This is a genomic window from Neisseria iguanae, from assembly GCF_003013245.1.
GTDB classification, from domain to species: domain Bacteria; phylum Pseudomonadota; class Gammaproteobacteria; order Burkholderiales; family Neisseriaceae; genus Neisseria; species Neisseria iguanae.
In genome coordinates, this window is record NZ_PXYY01000045.1 from 1 (window position 1) to 19212 (window position 19212).

The 19212-nt window shown below is 49.6% G+C and carries 17 protein-coding genes and 6 pseudogenes; 14 read left to right on the top strand and 9 right to left on the bottom strand.

What is annotated here, in order from left to right:
• Positions 1-152 (top strand): annotated as a pseudogene (locus C7N83_RS07900) (IS1595 family transposase); the annotation flags it as partial.
• Positions 153-379: 227 nt separating this feature from the next.
• Positions 380-511 carry a hypothetical protein gene (locus C7N83_RS16615; protein WP_281256756.1) on the top strand — a complete coding sequence of 44 codons (132 nt, stop codon included), beginning with the start codon at positions 380-382 and terminating at the stop codon, positions 509-511.
• A gap of 64 nt (positions 512-575) precedes the next feature.
• Here the strand turns inward: C7N83_RS16615 and C7N83_RS07905 are convergent, their stop codons facing one another.
• Positions 576-1160 carry a TetR/AcrR family transcriptional regulator gene (locus C7N83_RS07905; protein WP_106741841.1) on the bottom strand — a complete coding sequence of 195 codons (585 nt, stop codon included), beginning with the start codon at positions 1158-1160 and terminating at the stop codon, positions 576-578.
• Positions 1161-1306: 146 nt separating this feature from the next.
• Between C7N83_RS07905 and C7N83_RS07910 the strand changes: the two genes are divergently transcribed.
• From C7N83_RS07910 to C7N83_RS17000, 6 genes and pseudogenes are all read left to right on the top strand, one after another.
• Complete coding sequence (locus C7N83_RS07910) at positions 1307-2014, top strand: DsbA family oxidoreductase (protein WP_106741843.1); 708 nt, start codon at positions 1307-1309, stop codon at positions 2012-2014.
• Between the two features lie 20 nt (positions 2015-2034).
• Positions 2035-2706 carry an alpha/beta hydrolase gene (locus C7N83_RS07915; protein WP_106741845.1) on the top strand — a complete coding sequence of 224 codons (672 nt, stop codon included), beginning with the start codon at positions 2035-2037 and terminating at the stop codon, positions 2704-2706.
• Between the two features lie 204 nt (positions 2707-2910).
• Positions 2911-3156, top strand: coding sequence for a hypothetical protein (locus C7N83_RS14770; RefSeq protein ID WP_170064854.1), 246 nt, complete (start codon positions 2911-2913; stop codon positions 3154-3156).
• 341 nt (positions 3157-3497) lie between these two features.
• Positions 3498-4382, top strand: a pseudogene (locus C7N83_RS16990) (ABC-F family ATP-binding cassette domain-containing protein); the annotation flags it as partial.
• 15 nt (positions 4383-4397) lie between these two features.
• A pseudogene (locus C7N83_RS16995) lies at positions 4398-4892 on the top strand (ATP-binding cassette domain-containing protein); the annotation flags it as partial.
• 96 nt (positions 4893-4988) lie between these two features.
• Positions 4989-5402, top strand: coding sequence for an ATP-binding cassette domain-containing protein (locus tag C7N83_RS17000; protein WP_425437503.1), 414 nt, complete (start codon positions 4989-4991; stop codon positions 5400-5402).
• A gap of 490 nt (positions 5403-5892) precedes the next feature.
• On the opposite strand, the gene C7N83_RS07930 is transcribed toward C7N83_RS17000, so the two are convergent.
• Positions 5893-9081, bottom strand: coding sequence for a DNA translocase FtsK (locus C7N83_RS07930; protein WP_106741850.1), 3189 nt, complete (start codon positions 9079-9081; stop codon positions 5893-5895).
• 146 nt (positions 9082-9227) lie between these two features.
• On the opposite strand from C7N83_RS07930, the gene C7N83_RS07935 reads away from it, so the two are divergent.
• Positions 9228-9905, top strand: a complete 678-nt coding sequence (locus C7N83_RS07935; RefSeq protein WP_106741851.1) for an energy-coupling factor ABC transporter permease — start codon at positions 9228-9230, stop codon at positions 9903-9905.
• 423 nt (positions 9906-10328) lie between these two features.
• Here the strand turns inward: C7N83_RS07935 and C7N83_RS07940 are convergent, their stop codons facing one another.
• The 3 genes from C7N83_RS07940 to mpl all read right to left on the bottom strand — a co-directional run bounded on the left by C7N83_RS07940 (position 10329) and on the right by mpl (position 13029).
• Positions 10329-10961, bottom strand: coding sequence for an NAD(P)H-hydrate epimerase (locus C7N83_RS07940; RefSeq protein ID WP_106741853.1), 633 nt, complete (start codon positions 10959-10961; stop codon positions 10329-10331).
• A gap of 248 nt (positions 10962-11209) precedes the next feature.
• Positions 11210-11542 carry a hypothetical protein gene (locus tag C7N83_RS07945; RefSeq protein WP_146135116.1) on the bottom strand — a complete coding sequence of 111 codons (333 nt, stop codon included), beginning with the start codon at positions 11540-11542 and terminating at the stop codon, positions 11210-11212.
• A gap of 110 nt (positions 11543-11652) precedes the next feature.
• Positions 11653-13029: a UDP-N-acetylmuramate:L-alanyl-gamma-D-glutamyl-meso-diaminopimelate ligase gene (mpl, locus tag C7N83_RS07950; RefSeq protein ID WP_106741856.1), complete on the bottom strand. Its 1377-nt coding sequence runs from the start codon at positions 13027-13029 to the stop codon at positions 11653-11655.
• A gap of 183 nt (positions 13030-13212) precedes the next feature.
• On the opposite strand from mpl, the pseudogene C7N83_RS07955 reads away from it, so the two are divergent.
• Together C7N83_RS07955 and C7N83_RS07960 are read left to right on the top strand one after the other, a co-directional pair.
• Positions 13213-13602, top strand: a pseudogene (locus C7N83_RS07955) (alcohol dehydrogenase catalytic domain-containing protein); the annotation flags it as partial.
• A gap of 194 nt (positions 13603-13796) precedes the next feature.
• Positions 13797-14465: pseudogene (locus C7N83_RS07960) on the top strand (zinc-binding dehydrogenase); the annotation flags it as partial.
• Between the two features lie 83 nt (positions 14466-14548).
• Here the strand turns inward: C7N83_RS07960 and C7N83_RS07965 are convergent.
• Together C7N83_RS07965 and C7N83_RS07970 are read right to left on the bottom strand one after the other, a co-directional pair.
• Positions 14549-14719, bottom strand: a complete 171-nt coding sequence (locus tag C7N83_RS07965) for an MTH938/NDUFAF3 family protein (RefSeq protein ID WP_425437504.1) — start codon at positions 14717-14719, stop codon at positions 14549-14551.
• A gap of 18 nt (positions 14720-14737) precedes the next feature.
• The gene (locus C7N83_RS07970; protein WP_106741859.1) at positions 14738-14923 is read right to left on the bottom strand and encodes a hypothetical protein; all 186 of its coding nucleotides are present in this window, start codon (positions 14921-14923) and stop codon (positions 14738-14740) included.
• A 281-nt stretch (positions 14924-15204) separates the two neighbouring features.
• Here C7N83_RS07970 and C7N83_RS07975 point away from each other — a divergent pair, with 281 nt between their 5' ends.
• Complete coding sequence (locus C7N83_RS07975; protein WP_106741861.1) at positions 15205-16512, top strand: homoserine dehydrogenase; 1308 nt, start codon at positions 15205-15207, stop codon at positions 16510-16512.
• Positions 16505-16933, top strand: coding sequence for a hypothetical protein (locus C7N83_RS07980; RefSeq protein ID WP_106741862.1), 429 nt, complete (start codon positions 16505-16507; stop codon positions 16931-16933). The genes C7N83_RS07975 and C7N83_RS07980 overlap by 8 nt, the downstream gene beginning before the upstream one ends.
• A gap of 63 nt (positions 16934-16996) precedes the next feature.
• On the opposite strand, the gene C7N83_RS15990 is transcribed toward C7N83_RS07980, so the two are convergent.
• Complete coding sequence (locus C7N83_RS15990) at positions 16997-18289, bottom strand: sugar efflux transporter (RefSeq protein WP_106741864.1); 1293 nt, start codon at positions 18287-18289, stop codon at positions 16997-16999.
• Positions 18290-18646: 357 nt separating this feature from the next.
• Here C7N83_RS15990 and C7N83_RS07990 point away from each other — a divergent pair, with 357 nt between their 5' ends.
• Positions 18647-18856 carry a heavy-metal-associated domain-containing protein gene (locus C7N83_RS07990; RefSeq protein WP_106741865.1) on the top strand — a complete coding sequence of 70 codons (210 nt, stop codon included), beginning with the start codon at positions 18647-18649 and terminating at the stop codon, positions 18854-18856.
• 74 nt (positions 18857-18930) lie between these two features.
• Here C7N83_RS07990 and C7N83_RS15240 read toward each other — a convergent pair.
• Positions 18931-19212, bottom strand: a pseudogene (locus C7N83_RS15240) (hypothetical protein); the annotation flags it as partial.

Here is a 19212-nt window from a genome sequence, read left to right on the forward strand (position 1 = left end):
GGGACCGGGCGAAGTGCGTCTTGCGCAAATACAATGAGGTTGGCCGTAAATCTTGCCTGCTGTTCCTGAAAGAATGCGGGTTCCGCTTTGACTTCGGCACACCGTCCGGGCAGCTTGAAATGCTGCGGCAATGGTGTGGTGTTTGGGGCTAATCTGCGTCAGCCCCTTGTTTTAAGTAGCGTCCGCGATATACCAAGTCTTCCTTCATCTTGCCTCAATGAATGATAGTCAATATACTTAAAACTTTGTGCGGTGTTGCCATCCGTACCATAGAGCCGGCAGATATCATTCCCGAAGGCAAAAAATGGGGCATGTCAGTTAAACAGCAAATTTTCCAAAATGCCACACAACCGGCCAACAATCTGAACAAATTCTAGGCGTGTCCGATTACCGCCCCCTGAATGCCACCGCCGACGGCGCAGACGGCGGTTTCGACCCGATTGCCGACGAAATGAGCCCTTACGCGCTGGCGATTGACAACTACACTCCGCCCAATCCGAATCAAGAGTAAGGTTTTCGCTATACTTGATCACAGCTAACGCGTCGATTGAGGCGTTCAGACGGCATCAGGTTGCTCAAATCACCCCAGCCAAATACCGCCCAATCATCCTATCCAGCGTTTGACGCAGATTCATCTCATCATCACTTAAGCAATACTCAAACATCAGCCCCTTCACCAAAGTACAAATATCCACCGACAATTCATGCACATCACTATCGGCTTGGAGAATCTGCTTATCTTTGGCATCTTGCAATTCCTTTTCACAGCGTGCCATCACCGTGCCTGCCAAAAACTGTCCTCTTGTTTGGCTCATATAAGCCGACAACGCACGGTTGCCCGGGGTATAAAAACTCTGTATAAACCCTTTGCCGAACGACAAATATTTATCAATCAAAATCCAGTACAGCTCGCCAATGCGTCCGCCGATGTCGTCAAGTGGTGTGTGCAGCACAAAATCATCAAAAGACGACTCCATGATAAACGACAACAGCAGCTCGTCTTTATTCTGAAAATAATGATAAAACGTGCCTGTGGCAATATTCGCCTGCTTGCACACTTGGCGGACGGTCAGGCTGTCTATGTCGTTTTGTTCAATCAGAGCTACGGTGGCGGTGATGATGGCTTGGCGTTGGGCTTGCTGTTTGATGGTAATGACCATTATAACTCCTTGAAATTTCTTTTTATTATATAAGATAAAAATAGAACAAAAGCGATATTTATTAGAACATGTTCTAATAAATACTTGACATCTGGGTGGTTTGTTTTATAATATTCGAACACGTTCTAATTTTAACAGGTATTCCTATGAAAATCACCTATTGGTCAGATTACGCCTGCCCCTATTGCTACATCGCCGAAACCCGCCTGCACAAAGCATTGGCACAACTTGGCATCGCAGACACAGTAGAAATTGAAATGAAAAGTTTTGAGCTTGACCCTGCCGCCGCACGTCATTCGGTAGGGGCAACGGTGGACAGATTTGCCAAAAAATACGGGCTTTCGCATGAAGGGGCTGCCCGCAAAATCCAGATGATTGAAACCCTTGGTAAAGCCGAAGGCATTGATTTTCGTTATGCGTCCACGCTGTACACCAACACCTTTGACGCACACCGCCTAACCAAATTTGCCTTTGCCAAAGGCGACAAAACCGCTTATCAAGCAGTCATCACAGGGTTATTTGATGCCTATTTCACTAAAAATCAAGAGCTTACCAACCGTGAAACCTTGCTTGATGTGGCTTATCATGCAGGGTTAGACAAGGCGGAAGTCATTGCCATGTTAGACAGCGAACAATATTCGGCAGAAGTGCGGAATGATGAACACCAAGCCCACGCAAATGGCGTGTACAGTGTACCGTTTTTTGTGCTGAATAATGAGTACAGCGTGACAGGGGCAAATTCTACGCAGGGTTTTGTGCAGGTTTTGACGCAGATTTTGCAAGACAATCAAGCTGAAAAACCAACAGAAAATCAAGCCGACAGCGGTGCAATGTGCGGCGTTGATGGTTGCTAAATTGAATAGGATTAAAGCTGATGACCACCCACCAACCCACCCCGATTATCATCAACCCTACCGCCCGACAAAGTGCAGTAATTCTACTGCACGGTTTGACCGCATCGGGACAAGCCTTTGTACCAATCGCCCATTATTTACAGCAATATCTGCCTGACACCCGCTTTGTGTTGCCCACTACCCCCGTGCGTGCGGTAGCGTGGGCAGGCAGACAACGGGTAACGGCTTGGTATGATTTGAACGGCGATAATTTCACCCGAAACGAAGACGCAGACGGCATTTTGCAATCGGCAGCTTATGTGCAAGGTTTGGTTGATGAGCTGATACAAAGGGGCATCGCTCCGCATACCATAGCAATCGGTGGTTTTTCGCAAGGCGGGGCGATTTCGTTGCTCGGCGGTTTGCTGTATCCCCAAAGATTGGCAGGATTATTCAGCCTGTCCAGCTATCTGCCCCTGCCTGCCGTGTGGCAAGACAAACAAGCCGACAGCAACCGCAACACACCGATTTTTATCGCTCATGGCGACAACGACCAACCCATTCCCTTTGCCCACAGTCAGGCTGGCTATCATCTGTTAAGCCAAAATCACGAACTGGATTTGCACCGCTATAGCATGGGACATGAAGTGGTAACACAAGAGTTGGACGACTTGGGGGCTTGGTTGGCAGGGAAATGTTTTCAGGCGGTATAATCTGTTTAAGTAAAACAAAATGCCGTCTGAACCGCACTTTTACAAGTCGTTTCAGACGGCATCAATATTCAATATGATTTATAGCTTGAGTTCCGACACAAAAGCCAAGCTCTACAAAAGCCGTATAACCGCCGTCCACAGGAAAAATCACGCCGGTCATAAACGGGCAAACGTCAGACGCTAAAAATACGATGGCGTTGACGGTTGGAGAATACGCCAGAAAATTGTGATAAAGCATTTGTAGATGAAATTGAGCAGGGTATGTATGGCTGGTTTTTGAATAATGTTCGTCAGGTTAAGCTTAAGCCGGTTCGCGGGCGTTTGCGTTTGTTTGACGTTGATGAGAAATTAATTGAATATGTAAATGATGGCCATGATTTTTTTGCAGAAACTAAACAATTTTCCACTGGGGAGCTCCCTACCGGGAAAAGCATCGTGCTAAATTATTAATACCGGCAATCGCTAGATTTCGTTGACAGCACCTTCGGAGGCTTTTTTATTTGGAGAATGAAAATGGCTAAATTAGGCGGACATTATCGTGCCGAGCGTAATTCCTACAAATTAAATTTAGCCATTGGTTCGCATTAAGGCATTGGATGCGAAGCGGCAAGAATCAAGGGACAACGGGCAAGGCTTTTTTTCTTTTATCGGGATCCCGATTGATCACCAATCAGATTTTATTAGCAATAAAACAGGCCGTCTGAAACATTTTTTTCAGACGGCCTTTCACCTTATAAACTGCTGCAAAATCAGTTAAAATACGCCCTTTCTGTCACTTTACCGCTACCGTTATGAATATTCTGCAAGTTGAAAACGCTTCTTTCGCCGTCGGCCATGTCGCTTTATTGGACAAAGCCGCTTTCCAGCTCGACAGCGGCGAAAAAATCGGTTTAATCGGCCGTAATGGTGCGGGTAAATCTTCGCTTTTGAAAATTCTGGCCGGCGTGCAAAAGCTGGATGGCGGCCAGATTATTGTGCAAAACAACCTGAAAATCGTTTATGTCCCACAGGAATCGTTCTTCGATAACACGGCAACGGTATTCGACATTGTAGCCGAAGGCTTGGGCGAAATGCGCGGCGTGTTGGGACGCTATCATCAAGTCAGCCATCGGCTCGAAAGCGGCAGCGATGAAGGTTTATTGAAAGAACTCAATGAATTACAGCTTCAAATCGAAACACAAGACGGTTGGAAACTCGATGCAGCAGTGAAACAAACCATCAGCGAATTGGGTTTGCCGGAAAACGAACAAATCGGCAATCTTTCCAGCGGCCAGAAAAAGCGCGCAGCCTTGGCACAGGCTTGGGTGCAAAAACCCGATGTGTTGCTGCTTGATGAGCCGACCAACCACTTAGATATCGATGCGATTATCTGGCTGGAAAACCTGCTGAAAAACTTTGAAGGCAGCTTGGTGGTGATTACCCACGACCGCCGTTTTTTGGATAATGTCGCCACACGGATTGTCGAGCTCGACCGCGGCACACTGCGCTCATATCCGGGTAGTTTCTCCAAATACAGCGAAAAAAAAGAACAAGAATTGGCGGTAGAAACCGAACACAACCGCTTGTTTGACAAATTCCACGCGCAAGAAGAAGCGTGGATACGCAAAGGCATTGAAGCACGCCGCACACGCAACGAAGGCCGTGTGCGGCGTTTGGAAGAATTGCGCCGCCAGCGTACCGAACGCCGCAGCGTGCAAGGCCAAGTCAATTTCAAGCTCGACAGCGGCGAGAAAAGCGGCAAAATCATCGCCGAATTAGAACACGCATCCTTCCGATACGGTGACAACGTGATCATAGACAAATTCTCTGCCATTATCCAGCGTGGCGACAAAATCGGCTTAATCGGCCCCAACGGTATCGGAAAAACCTCTTTTTTAAAGCTGATTTTGGGCGAACTGCAACCGACTTACGGCCGTATCCGCATCGGTTCAAAACAAGAAGTGGCCTATTTCGACCAATTTCGCAGCGCGTTACATGAAAACGACACTGTATTTTACACGCTCGGCCAAGGCAATGATTTTGTCGAAATTGGCGGCAAAAAACGCCATGTGATGAGCTATTTGGAAGATTTTCTGTTCCACCCTGCGCGCGCGCAATCACCCGTTTCTTCACTCTCAGGCGGTGAACGCAACCGTCTGTTGCTGGCGAAACTGTTTACCAAACCCGCCAATATCTTGGTGTTGGACGAACCGACCAACGACTTGGACATCAACACGCAGGAATTGTTGGAAGAACTCTTGCGCGATTACCAAGGCACGGTATTTTTAGTGAGTCACGACCGTATGTTCCTCGACAATGTGATTACCCAAAGCATTGTATTTGAGGGAAACGGCCGTCTGAAAGAATACATCGGCGGCTATGAAGACTATCTCGATGCCAAAAAACGCGAGCAAACCCTCCAGGCAGCCTCAGCCCCTAAAGCCGTTGCCGAACCAGTCAAAGAAAAACCGAAAGCCAACCGAGCAGTCAAACTATCTTACAAGGAACAGCGCGAACTCGATGCCCTGCCTGATGAAATCGCCGCACTGGAAGCCGAACAAGCCGAATTGAACACGCAGCTTTCCGATCCGGAAATTTTCAAAGATTATGAAAAAGCCGGTACATTGCAAGCACGTGCGGAAGAAATCGAAATGCTGCTTTTAGACAAACTGGAACTATGGGAACGCTTGGAAGCCAAGCAAAATGGTGTACAGTAAGGTTTGCTCTTTAATTAAAATGCCGTCTGATCCATTTTTCAGACGGCATCTTGCTTATATGATCCGACTTTTTAGGGCGTCTCCTCATTTCATCATGCGGCATCTTTCCGGCATAAAAAACCGTCTGTCGTACTGAAAATGCGCGCAAGGTACGCCGACCTTGCCGCGCCGGCCGGTTTTACCGGCGCGGCGTGTAAAACTGCCCTCTTTGAGTATCGCCCCGCATAAGCACTTTTCTGCTCGAAAATCTGCGATGCAGACAAAATGAGGACACATCCTGGAATTTAGAATATGTTCTTGAAAAAAATTTGTCCGGACAAAAGCTGATACCATTGCAAAACTCAGACTGAAACCACGAAACGGTACCAGCCATTATAGGGACCTGCCCTGATAATGACGGATTCAGACGGGTTGGATGTGATTAAGATTCCAGACCGCCCGCAAATATTTTACTCACATATTTGCGGGCGGCTCCGGATTTATTTAAATCTCAATCCAAATGACTGCTGCTCGGTGCCAACACTGTGCGGTTGCCGTTGGATTCAGCCGGCGACACAATACCGTCGGCTTCCATTTGCTCGACCAAACGTGCCGCGCGGTTATAGCCGATACGCAATTGGCGTTGTACGCTGGAAATGCTGGCTTTGCGCGTTTTCACCACATAGGCAACAGCTTCATCATACATCGGGTCTTGGTCGCTGTCGCTGCGGCTGCCCATACCCGGCAACTCGTCGCTGCCGCCGCTCAAAATCTCTTCAATATAATCTGGTTCGCCGGATTGCTTCAAGTATTCGACCACGCGGTGTACTTCATCGTCGGAAGCAAACGCGCCATGAACACGTTGCGGATAGCTGGTGCCCGGCGGCAAAAACAGCATATCGCCCTGACCCAGAAGATTTTCCGCGCCCATTTGGTCGAGGATGGTGCGGCTGTCGATTTTGCTGGAAACCTGAAACGCGATGCGGGTCGGGATATTGGCTTTGATTAGGCCGGTAATTACATCCACGCTCGGGCGTTGGGTGGCCAAAATCAAATGAATGCCGGCAGCGCGGGCTTTTTGTGCCAAGCGGGCAATCAATTCTTCGATTTTCTTACCCGCAGTCATCATCAGGTCTGCAAACTCATCCACCACCACCACGATAAACGGCATCTTTTCCAAATATTCCGGATTGTCCGGCGTGAGTGTAAACGGGTTGGCGATTTTTTCGCCACGCGCGGCGGCCTCGGCAATTTTTTGGTTGAAACCGGTCAAATTACGCACACCGGCATGGCTCATCAGACGGTAGCGTTTTTCCATTTCGTTGACACACCAATTCAGCGCGTTGGCAGCCAATTTCATGTCGGTCACTACCGGCGCGAGCAGATGCGGAATACCTTCGTAAATGCTCAATTCCAGCATTTTCGGATCAATCATAATCATGCGCACGTCTTCCGGTGATGCTTTAAAAAGCATGGAAAGTATCATCGCATTCACACCTACCGATTTACCCGAACCGGTCGTACCGGCTACCAGCAAATGCGGTGCTTTGGCCAAATCAGTTACTACCGGTTCGCCAGTAATGTCATGACCCAAAGCCAAAGTCAATTTGGATTTCGACTCGGTAAACACTGGGGAATTGAAAATCTCGCTCAGACGGATCATTTGGCGGCGCGGATTCGGCAATTCCAAGCCCATGCAGGTTTTGCCCGGAATGGTTTCGACCACTCGGATAGAAGCCACACCCAAAGAGCGTGCCAGATCTTTTTCTAAGTTCAACACGGCATTGCCGCGTACCCCTACATCCGGCTCGATTTCGTAACGTGTAATCACAGGCCCTGAATAAGAATCAACCACCTTGACCTTCACTCTAAACTCGGCCAGTTTGTCTTCGATCACAATGCCGTTTTCAATCAAGGTTTCTTCGGTTTGGGTTGCAGTTGGGTCAAATTGCGGCGGCAACAGCAAATCCACGCTCGGCAAACGTGCATCAGACGGCATAGCCGTTTGTTGGTGAACCGCACGCACTGTTTGGCTGATTGAATGATTCGTTGCGGCGGATACAGGCGCCACAGGCATGTCATTGGCGTCGGCAGATTCAGACTGCGGCAAGGGGGGGGTATCATTTATTTCATTTTGTACCGCCGTATATTCGTATGAATCCGCTGCTTCATCGTACGGATTTTCAAACGGCATTAGCCCGCTTTCAGTCCGATACACACGCCGTTCGAACACGGATACTGTCGCTTCATCCAAGGCTGTCTGAATAGAAGGGCCCAGCTCGGTGATGATGTCTTCTGTTTCGCTGATTAAAAAATCTTGCAATGAACGTAGGGGACGGTTGCTCACATGCGCGTTCACCGATACTTCGGGCAGCGTCAATGAAGGCGGCTCTTTGAAGCTTGGCGGCTCGGAAATCTTCACCGGCAACGGATCGACTTTCGGCACGGCAGGCGGCTCGACCACAGTGGCATTGGGCGCAGGCGGACGGGCGATAAAGGCTTCATTGCTTTGAAAGCACGACGTTTTCGGTGCCGGTTTGGCAGGTTGCACCACTGCGCTGCTTTTCTCAACTACCACGGAATCGGGAATCACGCTTTCGCGCGTGCTGGTATCAATGCGACGGATCGGCTGTACGCGGCGATTGGACGGCGATCTTCTTTGAGACAGATTCGCCAAGATTTCATCGTCTTGAATGATGGCCGGCTGATAATCTCGAATCGGTGCCACTGCAGCGGCCAAGCGGCGGCAGGCGGCGGTTTGGTGCGCCAGATTCGAGTGGATTTTTTCTACATCGATTTCATCCCATCGGCTCGGAATGTCTTTGATGGGAATGGTTTCCTGCTCCACCGTGCGCAAGGCATTTTGTGCAGATTCAATGCGCGGCTTTTGAGCCGGGCTGATGTGGATTTCCTCCACTTTCGCCAACACGCGTTCACGCGTCCGACGCAAAGCAGGGTCATTCGAATCAATCACTTCCAAGTCTTGCCGCGGGCGGCGAGAAGGTTGGTATGAGGCCGTCTGAACGGATGGCTGCCCAGGGAAAATCTGTGTTTTGGCACTTTTTTGTTCGGTCATTTCCTGGAACACGGCTTCACCCAAGGAGCGTGTGGCATCTTCCAGAGTAATTTCTTCAAAGACTGCACCCTGCACTTTACGCGGCACATACTCGGGAATTTCTGTTTCTTCAAACGGGACAATGACCGGATCGGGCACGTCAGACAAACGTTTGGACGGGCGCGCCGGACGGATGAACTCTTGCGCTTCGGCCAGCGGCTGTCCGGCTTGGTTGGCTTGTTGATGGGTATGCTGATGAAATTCGCGTTGAACTCCGTCTTCTCCAGCGGCATGTTCTAATTCGGCTTCATGATAATATTGCTCGGAAAATGCTGAAGAATCATTCACATACTCCAATTCTTGCGCTTCATTATCCGTTGGTTCCGGTGCATGGTGCTGCGCAGCGAGCAAACGCAAACGGGCGACGGTTTTACCGCAAGCGGCCTTGGCTTGGCGGCCGAATGTATGCGCGATTTGCGCTTCTTCCGGGTTTTGGGCGTATTGCGCCCATTCGTCCAACACCCTACCCTCGCCGTTTTCCATGCACCCGAGCTCCTGACGCCACTGTTGATCTTGCCGGTAATGGAACCACAACAAACCGCCTATGGCGCATAACAGAAGAAAAACCAACACTGTCCACAACATACGAAACCTTCATATCCGATTCAACTGCGAAGGCGCTTATTTTATCGTGTTTCTGTATTAAAAAGAATAAGCAAACCACTATTGGCACAATATTTTAACGATTCAGCGTATAATACGGCCGTCTGAATATTGGGCCTGTATTCCTTATGATTTTTCAAGCCGGGTGGTTTTCTTCTGCCGCTTCCATTACGGCATGGCTGCTCTTGGCCGTCCTGCTCGCCATGTGCGCCAAACCTGCCTTCAAAGTATTTGCCGCGCACTGCTCTGCCGTGGCTTTGGCCATCTTGATTCTGACCACGGCATGGCTTTTGAATGCCACGCCCGACGACGGCCAGCTTGCCGGTATGAGTTATCATTTGCTGGCGGTAAATCTGGTCGCGCTCATGATTGGCGCCTCAGCAGCCTTTTGGTTGGGTGCATTGCTGCTTTTCCCTTATATTTGGCTGTTTGGCGGCGGTTGGCAGGCGTACCCGATCAATGCGCTGGCTTTGCTGCTGCCGCCCGTCGCAGTGAATTTACTGTTTCGCCGTTTGGTTAATTTATTGCCTGCCAATCTGTTTGTTTTTATTTTCATCAACGGATTCATCGGCTCGGCTGCCGGCATTTTGTTTACCGGTTTGGTGTTGGTTTCGGTCTTGGATTGGGCCGCTGCTTTCCCGAGCGAAGTGTTGTGGTCGACCGCCCTGCCTGTTTTTATCCTGATTGCTTGGGCAGAAGCTTTTTTAAGCGGCATTACTACCGCGATTTTTGTCGCTTTACGGCCGCAGTGGCTCAATACCTTTGACGACAACCGCTATTTAAAACCTACCAACCAAATCTGGTAATTTTCAGACGGCCTTCAGGGAAAAATATCCCCCGTTTTTCTTTTGCTTACGGCCATCGGTGCAGTGTCGGCATCCGCCGGTTTTTGGGACTTTATTTTACCTATATTGCCACATCATTTTCGTTCGACCCTTTGGCTGCCGGCCGGATAGGCGTATTGCTCATCGGGATATGTGCCGAACCGGTTCGCCAGCCGCAATATAGAAGCTGCACTTGATGACCGGTTTTCCCGGCAGCCTGACCACGTTTTCCGGCTTTTCAATTAGGAAGGGTTCGGTTTAGGCAGGCAAGGCACAGCGCTGGCGTGCGGTCTTTGATGCCATGGCGTGACATGTTTTCCGGCTCTTTTGTATCGACAGCCTTGAGAATTTGGCCGGCCCGGTTGCTTAAGGCCGTCTGAAACGTTTTCAGGCGGCTTGATACTTTCAGTCTATCCCAATATCCAAACACACCACTTCGCCGCAGACTGCGTCTGCTGATTCACCCATGTGTGCCGGTTTGCACGCGCCAAAAGCATAAGTAGTGTCGGCGCGAAAAGCATGTTCGTCACATTCTGCCGTGTCGCCGTTCAAACCTGTGGGTATGTCCAGAGCAATTTTCAGGCTGTCTGAATCATTCAAGGCTTGGCAGAGTGTAACGATATTTCCCGGTAATTTTCCACCGAAACCCGTACCAAATATGCCGTCAATCACCACACCGTAAACGTTTTCTTTTTTCAGACGATCCAATAAATCTCCGCCGTCAAGAAAAGTGATGTGGGATAAACCGTTCAAGCGTTTCCGGTTGAGTTCTGCCAAGCCTGATAAATGGTTGCCGCACACCAAAGCAATATCCACCTGCCAGCCGTGCTGTTGCAATACCCGGGCAATCACCAAGGCGTCGCCGCCATTATTACCTTTACCGCATACCACCAATGCGTTTTGCGGATTGATGCAACGCCGCAAAATGTCCGCTGCCGCAGCCTGCCCTGCATTTTCCATCAATTGTTCAAATGATGTTCCTTTATCCGCCGCCGCTTGCTCGGCTGCACGCATTTGTTCCGCATTGTAAATTTTCATTTCTGCTTCCGATTTTAAACCGCCATCATCATGATTGGAATCCTGTCATAAATTATACTCGATTCAAATTAAACCAATACTGTGTTTCCGTGCCTTGCCGTACTAAGCGTACTGTCTGCAGCACGCCGCCTTGTCTTGATTCAATTTGAATCAACTATATATCGCCATCAATGTATGATGGCATATTTTTTGATTCGTTTGATGCATATGCATGAATAAAACAGGCCGTCTGAAAAGCATCACACTTTTCAGACGGCCTTGATGACATTACCATAGGTCAACGAACCTGCACCTATGCCCACATAGCCGCCGACACGGGTTGGGAAGTCGCCGCCGTTATTCAGACCAATCGGACTGATATACACAGTATTTTGCGGATTGGCTGCGGTTGGTGCGGTAATCGTTACGCCGTTGCGGTTGACAACTGCGTTACCGGCGGTGATGCTGCCGGCATTCGGGTCTGTAACGGTTGTACAGCATAAGCTGTAGGAAATGCCGGCGTGGTTTGCATTTTTTGCTTTTACCTTGAAGACCCGTTTGGGGATTGCTGCATGTTGCCAGGAATGCCGAAAAGATGGCAAAGCCGGACAGTTCCTGATAATACTAAAAAATCCCCAAACAATCGCTTCGGCAGAAAACAACAGCTGTTCCGCATAAAAAGTGCCAACAATCCCGCCTCTTCCAACAGCTCTTATTCCAACGCTGCCAGTAATTTATCATGAATTCCGCCAAAACTGCCGTTGCTCATCACCAAGACCTGATCGCCGCTTTGCGCCTGCCGCACAATTTCGGCGACAAAGGCATCGAAATCTTGGCCGACGTACAGTTTGCCGCCCAATGGCGCGAACGCTTCAGCTACGTCCCAATCGACACCGCCGGCATAACAGAATACTTGGTCAGCTTCGCGCAGACTTTCGGGCAGCACGGCTTTCATGGTGCCGAGTTTCATGGTGTTGGAACGCGGCTCCAATACAGCCAATATGCGTGCACGGCCAACTTTTTGGCGCAAACCGGCCACGGTGGCGGCAATTGCGGTCGGGTGGTGGGCAAAGTCGTCGTAAACGGTAATGCCGTTAACCGTACCTTTGATTTCCATGCGGCGCTTCACATTTTTGAATTGTCCCAAAGCTTCGCAAGCCGTCTGAACATCGACGCCGGCATGACGTGCGGCAGCAATCACGGCCAATGCGTTCATGCGGTTGTGTTCGCCCGATAATGTCCAGATCACGCGGCCGACTCTTTCCTCTTTGAAAAACACGTCAAAGCTACCTTGTTCGTCCACCCTGCCGACTTGCCAACCGGCTTGGTTACCGAAGGATTCGACCGCCGTCCAGCAGCCTTTGTTTAAAGTTTCACGAATGCTTTTTTCACGGCCGTTGGCGACAATCAGGCCGTCTGAAGGCACGGTGCGCACAAGATGATGAAACTGGGTTTGAATCGCGCCCAAATCGGCAAAAATATCGGCGTGGTCAAATTCGATATTGTTCAAAATCGCGGTGCGCGGACGGTAATGGACGAATTTGCTGCGTTTGTCAAAAAACGCGGTGTCGTATTCATCGGCTTCAATCACGAAAAACAGCGGCCTGCCGTCCGAATCTTGGCGCGGCGTTTGCGGCAAACGTGCCGAAGCACTGAAATTTCGCGGTACGCCGCCAATCAGGAAACCCGGTGCCAAACCTGCATATTCCAACACCCAAGCCAGCATGGAAGCGGTGGTGGTTTTGCCGTGCGTACCGGCCACGGCCAACACCCAATGGTGGTGCAACACGTTTTCCGCCAGCCATTGCGGGCCGGAAATATACGGCAGGCCGCGATTCAACACGGCTTCGATGACATCCGTGCCGCGCTTGGCAACGTTGCCAATGATATACACATCAGCTTGAAATTCATCCAGCTGCGCGGCATCAAAGCCTTCATGAACGGCAATGCCCAAGTCTTCCAATTGGGTGCTCATCGGCGGGTACATCCTGGCATCACAGCCGCTGACTTGAAATCCCGCCTCTTTGGCGATGGCTGCCACGCCGCCCATAAAAGTGCCGCCGATTCCGATAATGTGGATGTGTTTCATGATACAAATATCTTGTTCAAAACGTACATTATAGCGGAATTTCTCTCGAACAGCCGTCTGAAAACATGGTATGCGGCTATATCGGTTACAATGTTCGGGATCACCACAACAGAAAGGGCCAATCATGAAATTTTCATCAAAACCCGCGCCGCCATTGACTGAAAGCCTAACGAACCTTTAAAAATCGAAGAATTGGATTTAATGCCGCCGTAAAAAGACGAAGTGTTGGTGCGCATTGTGGCGACCGGCGTTTGCCACACGGATGCTTATACTTTAAGCGGACAAGATTCCAAAGGCGTATTCCCATGCGTCTTGGGACATGAAGGTGCCGGCATTGTCGAAGCGGTCGGCGAAGGCGTCACCGATTTTGCCGTCGGCGACCATGTGATTCCGCTTTACACCGCCGAATGCGGCAAATGCAAATTCTGTACCTCCGGCAAAACCAATCTGTGTCCTGCTGTCCGCACCACGCAGGGCAAAGGTTTGATACCGGATGGTACGGTGTGCTTTTTCAAAGACAGCCGGCCGATTTATCACTGCATGGGCACATCAACATTCTCTGAATACACCGTCGCCCGTTAACCGAAGTGGAATCAGGAAAGAAATAATCCGTTGTCAAAAATGCGTTATGTCGTGGAACAGCGTTGCGGAACGCTGCGCCGTACATTCCGATACAGCCGTGCTTTTTATTCCATGCTGCTAAAAGTAACGGCACAAAGCCGTTTAAAAGCGGTTTTTGCCAACCTAACTAAAGCCTGCCAGCAGATGTTACCGAAGTTTCCTTAGCCGAAATCCAACCGGAAGCCGATTTGAAAGAAGTTTGTCTGCTCGGTTGCGGCGCCACCACCGGCATGGGTGCGGTCATGAACACAGCCAAAGTCAAACGCGGCGATACCGTGGCTGTTTTCGGCTTGGGCGGCATCGGTTTGGCAGCGGTGATTGGCGTACGCATGAGTGACGCAGGCCGTATTATCGGTATCGACACCAATCCGTCTAAATTTGCACTGGCGAAGAAACTCGGTGCCACCGATTTCGTGAGCCCGAAAGATTTCGACCACCCGATTCAAGGGGTGATTATCGAGATGACCGGCGGCGGTGTAGATTACTCCTTTAAATGTATCGGCAATGTCGAAGTGATACGCGCGGCTTTGGAATGCTGCCACAAAGGCTGGGACGGGAGCATCATCGGTGTGGCACCTGCCGGTGCGGAAACCTCAACCCGTCCGTTCCAATTGGTAACCGGCCGCGTATGGCGCGGCCCGGTATTTGGCGGTGTAAAAGGCCGTAGCGAATTGCCGGGCATCATCGGCCAATACATCCGCGGCGAATTTGCTTTGAGCGATTTCATCACCCACACCATGCCTTTGGAAGACATCAACACCGCCTTTGATTCAATACGCGAAGGAAAATCGATTCGCAGCGTGATTCATTATTAATCGTATTATGATGTTAAAGGAAACAGGCCGTCTGAAAGCAATAGGTTCTTGCTTTCAGACGGCCTGTTGTTTGATTTTATCACTTACGGCCACAGCCATGCCCACACGCTGCGGCCTTCACCTTGCAATAATACCAGCGTACGGCAAGCCGAAGCAGTGCTCATGCATTCTAAGCCGATACCGCGTGATGGGGCTTCGGCGATGATTTTCGGATGGATAAATTCTTGTTTTACTCCGGTGCCGGCAATAATCACTTCAGGCAAAGCTTCGTCTTATGACGCCGTCTGAAAAAAATCGCTGATTTGTGACTCAGGCGGCCTTTTATCTGTCATCAACGTAATTACATCTGATCTTAAAACAATCGGTTGATGCCACATCTGCCCACCTGCTTCAATCACACCGCGGCGGTATGCAGTGATGGCGGCAGCCGTTTGGGCGGTGTTTTCTTCAATCAGCATAATATTGTTATCCTTGTTTTTTAGTCATTTTTGAAGAGGTTTTTGCTGTTACTTCGTGCAACCGGTTTAAATTTGCTTTCAGACGGCATGATTCATTGTTAAAAATCAATCATGACATAATTTTATTCCGAAACGGAGATTCTTTAAAAAAGGTGCAAAAACAGGCAATTTCGGGTAGCATTAACAAATTTACATCTGCACCGCGCCTGTTTAGATTTGAGGCTGCATTCCGTGTGCGACAGTTTACGCTATTAAAAATTTCGGCTCAACAAGGAGACACAATGAAGCCAGTAAATATCGGTCTTTTAGGTTTAGGTACAGTAGGCTGCGGCACCGCAACCGTTTTGCAGGAAAATGCCGCAGAAATCAGCCGCCGTCTGGGTCGTGACGTGCGGCTCGCTGCCGTGTGCGACAAAAGTGCCGGAAAAGCAGCCGAAATTGCGCCGAATGCGGCTTTTGTACAAGATCCTTTTGAGTTGGTACAACGCGATGACGTGGATGTAGTGGTCGAATTGTTCGGCGGTACCGGCATTGCTAAAGATGCAGTCTTAAAAGCCCTTGAAAACGGCAAACACGTTGTCACCGCCAATAAAAAACTGCTGGCCGAACACGGCAACGAAATTTTCCCATTGGCCGAGTCGAAAAACGTGATGGTGCAATTTGAAGCGGCGGTAGCCGGCGGTATTCCGATTATCAAAGCCCTGCGCGAAGGTTTGGCTGCCAACAACATCAAATCCATTGCCGGTATCATCAACGGCACCAGCAACTTCATCTTGAGCGAAATGCGCGAAAAAGGCAGCGCGTTTGCCGATGTTTTGAAAGAAGCGCAGGCCTTGGGCTATGCCGAAGCCGACCCGACTTTCGACATCGAAGGCCACGATGCCGGCCATAAAATCACCATCATGAGCGCATTGGCTTTCGGCACACCCGTCGATTTCGGCAGCTGCTATCTGGAAGGCATCAGCACACTTGACAGCCGTGACATCAAATACGCGGAAGAGCTGGGCTACCGCATCAAATTATTGGGCATCACCCGCAAAACCGACAAAGGTATCGAATTGCGCGTGCATCCGACCCTGATTCCGGAAAGCCGCCTGCTGGCAAATGTCAACGGCGTGATGAATGCCGTGCGCGTCAATGCCGATATGGTGGGTGAGACACTCTATTACGGCGCAGGTGCAGGGGCATTACCCACGGCCAGTGCCGTCGTGGCCGACATCATCGACATCTGCCGCATGTTAGGCGCGGATGCGGCCAACCGCGTACCGCATTTGGCCTTCCAACCCGGAAGGGTAAAAGCGCAGACCATTCTGCCGATGGACGAAATCACCAGCAGCTACTACCTGCGCGTTCAGGCCAAAGACAAACCGGGCACGTTGGGTAAAATCACGGGCCTGCTGGCCGGACAAGGCGTATCCATCGAAGCCTTGATTCAAAAAGGCGTCATCAACAAAACCACCGCTGAAATCGTGATTCTGAGCCACACTACGATTGAGAAAAACATCAAAGCCGCCACCACCGCCATTGAACAATTGGATTGCGTGGAAACGCCGATTACCATGATCCGCATGGAAAATCTGCATGGCTGAGCAACCGTTAACCCCTGAAGAACAAGCGGCGAAAACCAAAAAAGCCAAGGCCAAAATCCGCACCATCCGCATTTGGGCATGGATTATCATGGCTTTGCTGCTGGGCTTTTTCTTTTTATCACAATGCGCTTTATCCAAACCCAAAGCCAAACAGGCGATTATCGAATCGTGTGTGAAAAACATTCCGTTTGCCGACAAATGGCAGGCCGATTTAAAAGCCCACGGCTTGGAAGGCAAAGGCGGACAAGTGATTGGTGATTACTGCGTGTGCATATGGGACGAACCTTTGGAAAAACTCAGCGAAAAGCAAATCCAATCGTTCAGCAAAATCAGCGCACAGGAACAGCTGGAGCTGCTCGGTGGCGCCGCTGCCTTTGAAGCCCGTGGCCGTCAGTGTATTGTCGGTTTGAAAGCCGAATAAGCTGGCAAATTACTAAAGGCCGTCTGAAAACAATTTTTCAGACGGCCTTTGTTTGTTTTATCTTCAAACTAATTTATTCATAAAATCATCGCGTTTAATCAATACATAAGCCAATACCACTGCCAGCAATGCCGTGCCTGCTCCGATAAAACCAATGCTGCCTAGGCCCAGCCAAACGGTGACATAATGCCCAAGCAGTGCGCCACCGCCGATGCCAACATTATACAAACCCGAATAAATCGACGTAGCGACATCGGTCGCATCGGAAGCAAAATTCAATACCTTGGCAATCATCGACAAGCTGACCACGCTGATGGCAATGCCCCACACAAAACACAGCGGATAAATTACCCATGCCGAACCAGCAAACGGCCACAGTAACGCCGTCACCAACACCACCAGGGCAGCTGCGCCGATAAAGAATTGGCGCGGAAACTTGGCAAACCATTTGCCGAATACAAACGAAGCGACAAAACCGGCCGCTCCATACAAACCCAGTACAATCGTAACCTGCTCCGGCTTGAAGCCGCCGATTTGCAGTATAAACGGCTCGATGTAGCTATATGCTGTAAAATGCGCAGTCACGATCAGAATGGTAAAACCATAAAGCAACATCAGGTTTTTGCGTTTCACCAGCAACGGCAGGCTGCTTAACGAACCGGAATTCACACTCGGCAGCAAAGGCAGGGTTTTCGCCAACACCACCATCACCGCCGCGGCGCAAACGCCAATCAACAAGAAACTGATTTGCCACGAATAAAACTGACCAATCACCCTTCCCAACGGAATACCCATCACCATCACCATCACCATCACCATCACCATCACCATCACCATCACCATCACCATCACCATCACCATCACCATCACCATCACCATCACCATCACCATCACCATCACCATCACCATCACCATCGCCATCACCGTACCGGTACTCAGCAAACCCAACGCCTGCGTGCTTTTTCCTTGCGGCGCAACCCTAACGGACAAGGAAGCCGTGACCGACCAAAACACTGCATGCGTTAAGGCAATGCAAATCCGGCCGGCCAACAACACACCGAAATTCCATGCAAAAAACGACAACACATGCCCGGCCACAAACAAGGCAAACAAAATCAGCAGCAGTTTGCGGCGTTCAAAATTTTTGGTTACCAGCATTAAAGGCAGTGACAGCAAAGCCACAATCCACGCATACACGGTCAGCATCATACCGGCTTCAGTCGAAGCCATGCCGAAGGTTTGGCCGATGTCACTCAACAGCGCAATCGGCATAAATTCGGTGGTATTGAAAATAAACGCCCCCACCGCCAAAGCCAACACGCTCAGCCATTGCCTCTTCTCTTTTGCCGCCGACATAACCTTACTCTTCCCTATCAAAATCAGGCGCGTATTCTACTCTGTTCATGCAATAATTAAAACGATAACAATCAACACATTTCATTTGATTTCAAATGTTTCAGACGGCCTTTAGGAACATAGTCCTGGACCTTTGCAAAAAAACAGATTTGAGCGTAGTTCGAAGTTAGAGCACAGAAAACGCAGACATATTACAAAGATAGGTAAGCTTTCGAGCAACGCATAACCCAAAAATGCACCAAAGACAGGGATTTTACAAAGATCCCGGAGCGTCTGAAAAAATACTTGACCCAGCCCCTATGGTAAGGTTTATATTTACTGTCATCTGACATCTAATGGGTGAAAGAAAGGAAAATCATGGAAAGCATTACCTTAAACGTAGAAGGCATGACCTGCGGCAGCTGCGTAAAAAGTGTTATCCGTATTTTGGAAAATACCGACGGTGTTGCCAAAGCCGAAGTGAGCTTGGAAAACAAAAATGCTGTGATTGAATTTGATGCGGCCAAAACCAATGTCGCTGCCTTAATTAAAGCAATTGAAGACAGCGGCTTTGATGCTTCACGTTGATAACAACCTTAAGGTCGTTTGAAAGCATTATTTTCAGACGGCTTCGGCCTTATATTGGAGCCTAGGAAGCAAATCTAATCCAACGGCATATTCCGTAACATTTCCAATAAAATTGCATACAGGTCATCATGTCTGTGATTAAAGTGGAATCCCGTTTCTTCCAGGTGCCAATAAAACGTCCGTCCGGATACGCCGTTAAATTCAACCGGCCTGTTTTTTTTGCATAAGTCCAAAATGACCCCATTCCGCTGATATGCCGAACCCCTCCGGCAAACCCGTTATCTGCGTGACGGACACGGAAGTGTTTTTCACAGCCCATATCAACCAGAACCACGCCGGCCACCGGTATTGGTAAC

Excerpts from the sequence above, each read along its gene's own strand:
- C7N83_RS07905 (WP_106741841.1), bottom strand. The coding sequence starts at position 1,160 with ATGGTCATTACCATCAAACAGCAAGCCCAACGCCAAGCCATCATCACC.
- C7N83_RS07910 (WP_106741843.1), top strand. The coding sequence starts at position 1,307 with ATGAAAATCACCTATTGGTCAGATTACGCCTGCCCCTATTGCTACATC.
- C7N83_RS07915 (WP_106741845.1), top strand. The coding sequence starts at position 2,035 with ATGACCACCCACCAACCCACCCCGATTATCATCAACCCTACCGCCCGA.
- C7N83_RS17000 (WP_425437503.1), top strand. The coding sequence starts at position 4,989 with ATGTTCCTCGACAATGTGATTACCCAAAGCATTGTATTTGAGGGAAAC.
- C7N83_RS07930 (WP_106741850.1), bottom strand. The coding sequence starts at position 9,081 with ATGTTGTGGACAGTGTTGGTTTTTCTTCTGTTATGCGCCATAGGCGGT.
- C7N83_RS07935 (WP_106741851.1), top strand. The coding sequence starts at position 9,228 with ATGATTTTTCAAGCCGGGTGGTTTTCTTCTGCCGCTTCCATTACGGCA.
- C7N83_RS07940 (WP_106741853.1), bottom strand. The coding sequence starts at position 10,961 with ATGAAAATTTACAATGCGGAACAAATGCGTGCAGCCGAGCAAGCGGCG.
- mpl (WP_106741856.1), bottom strand. The coding sequence starts at position 13,029 with ATGAAACACATCCACATTATCGGAATCGGCGGCACTTTTATGGGCGGC.
- C7N83_RS07970 (WP_106741859.1), bottom strand. The coding sequence starts at position 14,923 with ATGCTGATTGAAGAAAACACCGCCCAAACGGCTGCCGCCATCACTGCA.
- C7N83_RS07975 (WP_106741861.1), top strand. The coding sequence starts at position 15,205 with ATGAAGCCAGTAAATATCGGTCTTTTAGGTTTAGGTACAGTAGGCTGC.
- C7N83_RS07980 (WP_106741862.1), top strand. The coding sequence starts at position 16,505 with ATGGCTGAGCAACCGTTAACCCCTGAAGAACAAGCGGCGAAAACCAAA.
- C7N83_RS15990 (WP_106741864.1), bottom strand. The coding sequence starts at position 18,289 with ATGTCGGCGGCAAAAGAGAAGAGGCAATGGCTGAGCGTGTTGGCTTTG.
- C7N83_RS07990 (WP_106741865.1), top strand. The coding sequence starts at position 18,647 with ATGGAAAGCATTACCTTAAACGTAGAAGGCATGACCTGCGGCAGCTGC.